The sequence below is a fragment of the Pseudomonas sp. MF09150 genome, assembly GCF_059862355.1.
Genome location: NZ_JCBCUS010000001.1, coordinates 49310 through 58748, shown reverse-complemented (window position 1 = coordinate 58748; position 9439 = coordinate 49310). Strand labels below are relative to the sequence as shown.

Genomic DNA, 9439 nt, shown 5'->3' with positions numbered 1-9439 from the left:
CTTCAGTCCAGGAGGGTGGCAATGGCACCGACGACCCGATCGACATCGTCGAGGGTCATGTCGGGGAACAATGGGATCGAACACAGGCGTGCCGAGTTCCATTCGGTATTGGGCAGTTGCACGTCGGGGAAGCGCTGGCGGTAGTAGGTGTGCAGGTGGGTGGCAATAAAGTGGATGCCGCTGCCGATGTTCTGTTCCTGCAGGCCTTTCATGAACGCATCGCGGTCGATCCCGCAGCGCTCGGCATCGATGCGCAGGATAAACAGGTGCCAGGCGTGCTGCTGCGGGTAGGCGGGCAGGTGCAGCGGTTGCACCGGGAGGCCGGCCAGGCGTTCCAGGTACGCCTGGGCCAGGGTCTCGCGCTGGGCGTTGATCTGCTCCAGGCGCTTGAGCTGGACCAGGGCGATCGCAGCATTGATATCGGCCAGGTTGTACTTGAAGCCGGGCTCGATCACCTGGGCCTGGGGCTTGCGGCCGTGGGTCAGGCGATCATAGGCATCCACACCGAGGCCGTGGAACTTGAGCATGCGCACCCGATCAGCCAATGCCTGGTTATCGGTGGTGAACATCGCGCCTTCGGCGCAGCTCATGTTCTTGATCGCGTGGAAGGAGAAAATCGCCGTGCCCTGGGCGCCGATGGCCCGGCCACGGTACTGAGTGCCCGCGGCGTGGGCGGCGTCTTCGATCACCGGGATCCCGTGCTTGTCCGCCAAGGCGTAGAGCGGATCCAGGTCAAAGGCGGCACCGGCGTAATGCACCGGGATGATGGCCTTGGTGCGCGGGGTGATGGCGGCCTCGATACGCTGGGCATCGGTCATCAGGGTGTCGCGGTCGATGTCGACAAACACCGGGGTCGCCCCCAGCAGGCAGATCATATTGGCGGTCGAGACCCAGGTCTGGGATGGAGTGATGACTTCGTCGCCGGGGCCGATGCCCAGGGCCAGCAGGGTGATATGCATGGCGCCGGTGGCGGAGGACAGGGCAACGGCATGCTGGCAGCCGACCCGTTGTGCAAATTGGTGTTCGAGCTCCTGGTTTTGCGGGCCGGTGGTGATCCAGCCAGAGCGCAGAACCTGCTCTACAGCGGCGATCTCTTCATCGCCAATACTCGGGCGTGAGAAAGGTAGGAAAACCTGATTCATGCAGACCTCGGGGTGAAAAAGTGTCAGGAGTCAAGCAAAGTCGAGGACGCGGTGCGCGCCGTAACCGGTGTGTGGCGAGGAGGGGCATGTACAGTCATTCAGTCTCATCCATAAGTCAGCGCGACGTGGGGATTCATGCTCTGTTGCAGTAAAGACCATAGAGGCCAAAAGTAAATGTAGATCAAGGTGTTATCTTTTCAATTGGAGGAATGACTTGCATTACGCTTCAGGCTTGAGAGTGGATTCAGGTTAAGCGGAAAAATGTGAAACGAATATGAAAAAAAAGCCAACGCGGCGTTTATCTTTGACCTAGACAGCTAGTGTTCAGACTTTGCCCCGCGCCGACTTCAAATGGATGCCAAGGCCCACGCCAAGCCCCTTTGGCAAATGCCTGAACATCCCTTGCGGCGATGGATTCGCGCTTGAAACCTTGCAACCCGGATTGAATCCGCTCAACGTGAACCGCCTGAAAGTTGAACGTGCCTCACGTTCGCCCCACCGCCATGACCCGGACAAAAGAGCACCCCTTGCACGCTGCCAACCCCTTGACCCTGTACCTCGCCCGACTGGCGCCATCGAGCCAGTTGACCATGCGCTATGTGCTGCAGGATGCCGCCGACCGCCTGGGCCACGACCAGAGCAATATCGAGGACCTTGCCTGGCACCGGTTGCAGCCCGCCGATGTGATCGAGTTGGTGTCGGCGCTGCGCAGCGACGGTTACGCGCCCAACACCTCGTCGTTGTACGTCAATGCGCTGCGCGGGGTGATGAACGAGGCCTGGCGCCTGAACCTGATCAGCCAGGAGCATCTGCTGCGCATGCGCTCGGTCAAGCCCATGGCCGGGACGCGGCTGTCCCAGGGGCGCAACCTCAAGCGCACGCTGATTCAGGAGTTGATGGCGGCCTGCGCGGCGGATCCGCGGCCCCAGGGCCTGCGCGATGCGGCGATCATCGCGGTGCTGTATGGCTCGGGCATGCGCAAGTCGGAGTCGGTGAACCTGGATCTGGCCCAGGTCGATTTCGCCGAACGCAGCCTGCAGGTGATCGCCAAGGGCAACAAGCAGTTGATCAAATATGCGCCGCAGTGGGCGTTCGCCAAGCTCCAGGCCTGGCTCGATTACCGCCGTTCGCAGTTACCACCGGGGCAGGAGGATGATCTGTTCCTGTTCAATCGCATCCGTCGGGGCAGCCATATCTGCCGCGAGCGCCTGACTAAACACGCGATCTACTACATCGCCCGGCAACGTGGGGCCGAGGTCGGGGTGCGGATCATGCCCCATGACTTTCGCCGCTCGTTCATCACCCGGGTGATCGAAGAACATGACCTGTCGATTGCCCAGAAGCTGGCGCACCACACCAATATCCAGACCACGGCCAATTACGATGTGCGCGACGACAACGAGCGGCGCCGGGCCATCGACCGGTTCGATCTGTAGTTGCAATAGTTCTGGGCCAGCACGGTGGTTGTGAGGACCAGCGCAGCCTCGCGGGCTCGCAGCGGCTACAGCTGTAGCCGCTGCCGTAGGCTGCACTGGCACCGTCCAACACCGCAAACATCCCTGACACACGTTGTGTCCCAGAGCGCCGCAGCTTTAGAAATCGACCGAGGCCGACAGCAGCAGGGTGCGTGGCGCGCCCTGGGAGAAGGCGCCATAGGAGGCGACGCCGGACCAGTATTCACGGTCGAACAGGTTCTGCACCGTGGCGCGCAAGGTGGTCGGGCGGCCTTCGATCTGGGTGCTGTAGCGGGCCCCGGCGTCGATTCGGGTCCAGGGGTCGAGCTCCTGGGCGTTGGACTGATTGACGTACTGGCTGCCGGTGTAGATTGCGCCACTGGTCAGGGTCAGGCCTTCCACCCAGGGCAGGTCCCATTCGGCCCACAGGTTGGCCTGGACCTCGGGCACGCCCACCGGCTTGTTGCCACGGTTGGCGGGAGTGCCGGTCTTGGTCAGCTCGGCATCCAGCAGGGTCACGCCACCGAGCAGGCGCGTGCCCTCGGCCACTTCGCCGAACATGTTCAGCTCGACTCCACGGTTGCGCTGTTCGCCTTGTACCGAGTACACCCCGGCGGCCAGCTCGCCGCTGGGCTTCTTGATCTGGAACAGGCTCAGGGTCGAAGTGAAGGTGCCGTAGTCAACCTTGAGCCCCACTTCCTGCTGGCGCGAAATATAGGGGGCGAAGATTTCCCCGGAGTTGGACGCCGTGGCCGGGGCCACATCGCCCTTGCTCAGGCCTTCGATGTAGTTGTAGTACAGCGACACATGTTCCCAGGGCCTGATCACTACGCCGAACAGCGGGGTGGTGGCGCTTTCATCGTAAGCCGAGGTTACGACGCCGGCTGGGCTGTAGTTGTCGGAGCGGATGTTCTGCTTGCGCAGGCCGAGGGTCACCTGCACGCGCTCATCGAGCACCGACAAGGTGTCGGCCAGGGCCACGCCCGAGAGTTCGGTTTCGGACACTTTCAGCGCATCCGGGGTGGGAATCGCCGGTTTCGGATGATCGACCGGGTGGTAGATGTTGGACAACACGGCCGGCGCGGAAATAATCCCCCGTGACAGCTCGTCGCGGTAGCGGCTGACCTGCAGCGACGTGCTGTGGGCCACCGGCCCGGTGTCGAACCGTGCGCGTGCGCCGGCATCCACGGTGTAGCGCTCGACCTCGAACTTGTAGTAGCCCGGCACCGACGAGGTGTCGCCGGCAGCGTTGGTGATGGTTGGCGTCTGGTCGGACATCCGCGCCACATCGGACTTGCCGCCACCGGCATGGGCGAACAGGGTCAGGGCGTCATTCAAGTCATATTCGCCGCTGAGCAGCGCGGCCTTGTCCCGGGTCTTGGCCCAGCCCCAGTCCTGAGTGACATTGGTGCTGCCGTTGGCCGCGGACGGGATGTCTACCCCCTGGGCAATCAGGAATGGCCGCGAGGGCGCGTCAAATTCTTCCTGCTGGCTGATCAGATCGAGGCTGGTGCGCAGGCGCTCGCCCTGGTAATCCAGGGAGATCGCGCCGATATCGACTTCCCGGGATTGTTTGTCGATCGAAGTATCGCCCTGCTGGGTGCTGCCGTTGATGCGCACCCCGAACTGGCGCTCGTCGCCGAACCGCCGGCTGAGGTCGATATGCCCGCCAAGCTGGCTGTCGGTGGCGTAGCTGGCGGTGAAGCGGGTCAGGTCCTGGTCCAGCGAGCGCTTGGGCACGATATTGATCACGCCACCGACGCCGCTGTTGGGCGACATGCCGTAGAGCAGGGCGCCGGGGCCCTTGATCACCTCGACCCGTTCGGCGTACTCGGTAAACACCCGGTAGTTGGGCGCCACGCCATATACCCCATCGAACGCCAGCTCGCCGAGGTTGCCTTCACCGATCGGAAACCCGCGAATGAAGAACGAGTCGACCACGCCGCCGGTCTGGCCGGTAGCCCGCACCGAAGAGTCGCGCTCAAGCACGTCGGCCACGGTCACCGCCTGTTGGTCCTTGATCATGGTGGAGGTGTAGTTGGCCACGTTGAATGGCACGTCCATCAGGTCTTTGTTGCCCAGCAGGCCGAGGCGTCCGCCGCGTGCCACCTGGCCGCCGGCATACACCTCGGGCAAGGTGTCGGCCAGGTTGGCGCTGGCGTTGATGGTGGTTTGCTCCAGGGTCAGGTCGGCGCCGTCACGCGGGCGGGGCACCAGGGTGTAGCTGCCATCGCTGCGGCCCACCAGGTCCAAGCCGCTGCCGGCTAGTAGCTGTTGCAGGACCTCTCGGGCGGAATAATTGCCGCTGACCCCGGGGCTGTTCAGGCCCTCGGTCAACGCCGGGTCGAACGACAGCGCCAGGCCGGCTTCGACGGCAACGCGCGACAGGGTCGAGCCCAGGGGGCCGCTGGCGATCTCGTAGGGGCGGCTGGCGACGCTGTTCAGTTGCTCCGGCGCGGCGGCCCACAGGCTCGGGCTGGCCGATGCCAGGGCCAGGCCCAGCAGGGCGCTACGAATGGCCAGGTGCAACCTGCGGTCCAGCAGGGGAGGACGGGCAACGGACATGGAGGGAGGATCCTTTATTGACGAGTTGAGGAGTACTTTCTCCTCTAGCCAGCCGAGATCGAAAAAAGTATCAGCCCGGATCGATTATTTTTTTCGAAGGCGATTCAGCTCGGCGACAACAGCACCCAGTAGCCATTGAGATGGGTCTTGGCCACCACCGGGTAGGTCTGCACCAGCATGTTCAAAGTCCGACCCGTATCGCTCAGCGGGTAGGAGCCGGAGATGGGCAGGTCGGCAATGGCCGGGTCGCAGCGCACCAGGCCCCGGCGATAACGCGTCAGTTCGCTGAGAAAGTCCGCCAGGCGCATCTTGTCGGCCAGGAGCATGCCCTGGGTCCAGGCCAGGGCAGCGCTGTCGATGGCTTGCAGGCCTTCGAAGGCGAGGGCGGAGAAGGCGCTGCGCTGCCCGGCCTGGACGATCAGAGGGGGCATTGCTCCGGCGCCGGCCAAGGCCACGCGGACTGCACCTTCGACCACCGCCAGCAGGGTTCGCGAAGGTTCTTCACGCACGCTGAAGCGCGTGCCCAGGGCCTGCATGCGACCTTGCGCAGTCGCCACCAGGAAAGGCCGCGGGTTGGAGCGGTTGTCGACCGCGGTGTCGACGAAAATCTCGCCACGGCGCAACAGCACCAGGCGTTGCTGGGCGTCGAAGCGCACATCCACCGCCGAGTCGGTATTGAGGGTCAGCCGGGTGCCGTCCACCAGGGTCAGGTGCCGTTGCTGGCCGACCTGCGAGCGGTAATCGGCGGTCCATTGTTGCCATTCGGCGAGCTGCCAGGCGCTCCAGCCCGCCGGCACCACGGCCAGCAGCGCCGCCAGCTTGCCCAGCGCCGCCCTGCGGCCCGGGTTTTGCGGGCGGTCGAGGCAAGACATCGCCACCGTCGGCGGCAGCCCGCCGAACTTGCCCAGCAACTGTTCGGCACGCTCCCAGGACCGCTGGCATTCGGCGCTGCTGGTGCGCCAACGTTCCCAGGCGGCGTGGTCCTGGGCCGAGACCTCGCCTTCGTGCAGACGCATCAGCCATTCGGCGGCTTCTTCAAGTACTTGCGGGTCGATGATCGACGCCTTGCTGGCCATGGGCATCACTCCACCAGGCTCAGGCACTGCAAGAAGGCCTGTTTCATATAGCGTTTGACGGTGATCAGCGACACCCCGAGCTGGCTGGCGATGTCGTCGTATTTCAAGCCGCCGATCTGCGACAGCAGAAACGCACGCTTGACCAGGCGCGGCAAGGCGTCGAGCAGGGCGTCGATTTCATGCAGGGTTTCCAGCACCAGCAAACGCTGTTCGGGGGACGGCACCTCGGGCTCCGGCAACTGCGCCAGGGCGCTGAGGTAGGCTCGTTCCAGTGCCTTGCGTTGATACCAGTTGACCAGGATCCCGCGCGCGACACAGCTCAGGTAGGCGCGTGGTTCCTCGATGATCTCCACCCGCGAGGCGAGGATCCGGGTGAAGGTGTCGTGCACCAGGTCGGCCGCATCCATGGCATTGCCCAGCTTCCTGTGCAGGCGCGTGTACAACCAGTTGTGATGACCACTGTAAAGCGCCTCGACAGTGCGCCTGTGGGTCTGGAGGCCTGCGGGCAGGGAATCGCTCATGGACGGCTATTTTTGAGAGTGAGAAGTATTCCCAATGCTAATTTACAGCCCGCCGCGGGCGCAAGGAGGATCTGGGGGATCCTCCCAACGGAGCGGGCCTGACGCGGCGTCGACCAGCCGCTGGCCAGGCGGCAGATCAGCACAGGCTCAGTTCATGAACCGGGTGCTCAATCAATGGCCTTGATGAGCCGGATCCTGCTCGACCTGCATCACGCCTTTGAACAGCGCCAGTTGCTTGACCCGGGCCGGGGGCAGGGCGCTTTCGGCCTGGATCACTGCCTGGCTCATGTGGCCTGCAGCCTCAGGCGTCAAGCCGGCGCTGCGCAGGGTGGCAGGGTCGAGCAACGAGTCTCCGGCGCAGAGCACCACCCGCCAACCGCTGGCGCTTTTGCTGAGCAGTGCCCGGCCGCCGCGCTGGCCCTGGGTCCAGCCGGCGACGGCGTGCCCGCCTTCGACCGTCACCGGCCCGACATCCAGCGCCGCGTCGGGGCGTTCCCAGGTGTGGCGCATCAGGTGTTCGATGCTTTGCTGGTCGGCGGCGCTATCGGCCAGGACCGCAGTGGAGAGGCTGCCCAGCAGCAGTAACAAGGGGGTAAATTTCATGGGGTGTTTCCTCGAGTCGAGGCCACCGGCGACAGGCCGGCAGCGAAGGGGATAGCGGTAGGTCAAAAGCCCAGTTTCAGTCCCAGTTGCGCCGACGTGCCGGGCATCGGGTAGCCGGTGCGGTAGGCGTAGTCACGGTCGAACAGGTTTTCCACGGCGACAAACACTTCGCCGACCTTGCCCAGGGCCGGCACTGCGTGCCCGACCCGCAGGTTGACCACGGTGAAGCTTGAAACCTGGGAGAAGTTGTTCGCCCCGGCCGTGCGTTCTTCGGCCAGTACATACATGCCGCGCTGGTACTGGGCATCGGTGCTGAAGCGCCAGGGGCCGGTTTCGTAAGTGGTCCCCAGCGACAGCGATTGCCGGGGGGCGTAGGGCAGGGTCTTCAGCGATGGCTGGAGCCAGGTGTAGCCGACAAAGCTGCTCCAGCTATCGGTCCAGCGCTGTTGCCAGGTAGCTTCGGCGCCTTTGATCTGGTAGTCCCCGAGGTTGATGAATGAAGGCCGTGAAACCGCCGGCGGGAAGGCGAACAGGTAGCGGTCCTGGAGTTTGTCCTTGAACAGCGCCAGGTCCAGGGTCGTGCGGTCGAAGGGGTTGAACTTGACCCCGAACTCCCGGTGATCCAGTTGCTCCGGCTTCAATTCGCGCCAGGTGTCGCCCAGGACTGGAATCAGATTCGCCATCACCGGCGCCCCCAGGCCCGGGTAGTTGATGCCCCGCGACCGGTTCAGGCGAAACTCCAGCTGGCTGCTGGACAGCAGCAACCCGGCATGGGGCGCAGTCGCGCTTTCGAACACGTTGTGGTCGTAGGTGCGCACCCCGGCCGAGGGCGTCAGGGTCCAGTCCTGATTCAGCTCGAAAGCCTGGCTCAGGGCCAGGTGCGGCGAGATCACGCGCAGGGTCGGCGCATCGAAGTCGGCGCGGGGCGCGGGGGCAACACGCTTATAGGCCACGCTGCCTTTGCTCTCATCAATGTCCAGGCCCAGCGCCACTTCGCCGTTGCGCCAGGGGCGCAGGGTTTCTTCCCAGCGCAGCCCTTGCAGGGTGAAATCGCTGATGGTGTCGCCGTCGAGGCCTTGTTGCTCCAACGCACTGCCCCGTCCCTGGTTGTGGTAGAGCTTGACGCTGCCGTCGCCCCACTCGTAGCCATGGTCGAGTGACACCGACGCCAGGGTGCCACGGGTATTGAAGTGGCCGGTCTTGGTTTCGGGCCGGCCTTTCTGTCCCGGGTCCGAGGCCTGGTTGTTGGCGTGCAGCAGCAACAGGCCGGCGCTCCAGTTGTCGTTCAAGCGGTAGCCGAGCCGCGCCAGGCCATTGTTCAGGCGGCCATCGCCATCCGCCCGGTCCCCGTCGGAATGGGCCGCCCCCTGGGCCAGCAGATAATCCCAGTCGCCACTGCGGCCGATCAGCGATGCCTGCTCGGTGGCGGTGCGAGAACTGCCGCCGCTGAATTGCAGTTCGCCGTGCTGATTGTCCAAAGCGTCGGCGGTGCGTGGGGTCAGGTCGATGGCGGCAAAGGTGTTGCCGAACTTCTGCGGCTGCGGGCCCTTGTAGACGTTGATGCTCTGCATCGCATTGATCGGCAGCAGGTCCAGCAGCGGGTGGCCCCACACGCCCATGTAGAAAGGTACGCCGTCGATGTAAGTCTTGATCTCGCTGCCCGGCCGGCTGGCTCCCATGCCGCGGATATACACCGCGCCGCCTTCGGCACCGCCAAACGAACCCACCGGGTTGAAGCGTGAAACCGTGACCCCAGGCGTCCGCCGCAGGGCTGATGCCAGGTCCAGGGCGTTGAGGTCGCGGATCTGTTGCTGGCCGACCACGGTGGTCAGGCTGGCAAATGAATCGACGCTGTTCTGGTCGATCACCGAGGAACCGATGACCGGCGTTGCCGGCAGTTCCAGGCTCTGGTCTTGTGCCTTGGCCGCGACGCTGGCGCCCCATAGCGTCAGGGATAAACCGTAGCAAATTGCCTTGTTTGTCATGCCTTGCGTTCCTTGTCATGCACCCGGGCCGATGCCCATGCAGCCGCACCGGCCGGTGGTTTGATGCTTGATACTTTCCAGCTGCGGCGCACT

General features: G+C 64.2%; 7 protein-coding genes. 1 reads left to right on the top strand and 6 read right to left on the bottom strand.

The genetic code is table 11. The features are described from left to right. Window positions 1-2: 2 nt before the first annotated feature. On the bottom strand, window positions 3-1142 hold the full coding sequence (arnB, locus tag AC19YX_RS00235) for a UDP-4-amino-4-deoxy-L-arabinose aminotransferase (RefSeq protein ID WP_500605365.1): 1140 nt from the start codon (window positions 1140-1142) through the stop codon (window positions 3-5). Window positions 1143-1645: 503 nt separating this feature from the next. Between arnB and AC19YX_RS00230 the strand changes: the two genes are divergently transcribed. Beyond that, entirely contained in the window at window positions 1646-2578 is a 933-nt protein-coding gene (locus tag AC19YX_RS00230) for a site-specific integrase (protein WP_500605364.1), read from the top strand. 156 nt (window positions 2579-2734) lie between these two features. Here the strand turns inward: AC19YX_RS00230 and AC19YX_RS00225 are convergent, their stop codons facing one another. The 5 genes from AC19YX_RS00225 to AC19YX_RS00205 form a co-directional block, all read right to left on the bottom strand. Further along, on the bottom strand, window positions 2735-5161 hold the full coding sequence (locus AC19YX_RS00225) for a TonB-dependent siderophore receptor (RefSeq protein WP_500605363.1): 2427 nt from the start codon (window positions 5159-5161) through the stop codon (window positions 2735-2737). Between the two features lie 104 nt (window positions 5162-5265). Continuing rightward, the gene (locus tag AC19YX_RS00220; RefSeq protein ID WP_500605362.1) at window positions 5266-6237 is read right to left on the bottom strand and encodes a FecR domain-containing protein; all 972 of its coding nucleotides are present in this window, start codon (window positions 6235-6237) and stop codon (window positions 5266-5268) included. A gap of 5 nt (window positions 6238-6242) precedes the next feature. Then, entirely contained in the window at window positions 6243-6758 is a 516-nt protein-coding gene (locus AC19YX_RS00215) for a sigma-70 family RNA polymerase sigma factor (RefSeq protein ID WP_500605361.1), read from the bottom strand. A gap of 171 nt (window positions 6759-6929) precedes the next feature. After that, the gene (locus tag AC19YX_RS00210; RefSeq protein ID WP_500605360.1) at window positions 6930-7361 is read right to left on the bottom strand and encodes a copper uptake system-associated protein; all 432 of its coding nucleotides are present in this window, start codon (window positions 7359-7361) and stop codon (window positions 6930-6932) included. A gap of 62 nt (window positions 7362-7423) precedes the next feature. Further along, the gene (locus AC19YX_RS00205) at window positions 7424-9346 is read right to left on the bottom strand and encodes a TonB-dependent receptor (RefSeq protein ID WP_500605359.1); all 1923 of its coding nucleotides are present in this window, start codon (window positions 9344-9346) and stop codon (window positions 7424-7426) included. Window positions 9347-9439: the final 93 nt, after the last annotated feature.

Bases quoted from the DNA above. Each gene is read 5' to 3' on its own strand.
- AC19YX_RS00205 (WP_500605359.1), bottom strand. From the start codon at position 9,346: ATGACAAACAAGGCAATTTGCTACGGTTTATCCCTGACGCTATGGGGC.
- AC19YX_RS00210 (WP_500605360.1), bottom strand. From the start codon at position 7,361: ATGAAATTTACCCCCTTGTTACTGCTGCTGGGCAGCCTCTCCACTGCG.
- AC19YX_RS00230 (WP_500605364.1), top strand. From the start codon at position 1,646: ATGACCCGGACAAAAGAGCACCCCTTGCACGCTGCCAACCCCTTGACC.
- AC19YX_RS00220 (WP_500605362.1), bottom strand. From the start codon at position 6,237: ATGGCCAGCAAGGCGTCGATCATCGACCCGCAAGTACTTGAAGAAGCC.
- AC19YX_RS00215 (WP_500605361.1), bottom strand. From the start codon at position 6,758: ATGAGCGATTCCCTGCCCGCAGGCCTCCAGACCCACAGGCGCACTGTC.
- AC19YX_RS00225 (WP_500605363.1), bottom strand. From the start codon at position 5,161: ATGTCCGTTGCCCGTCCTCCCCTGCTGGACCGCAGGTTGCACCTGGCC.
- arnB (WP_500605365.1), bottom strand. From the start codon at position 1,142: ATGAATCAGGTTTTCCTACCTTTCTCACGCCCGAGTATTGGCGATGAA.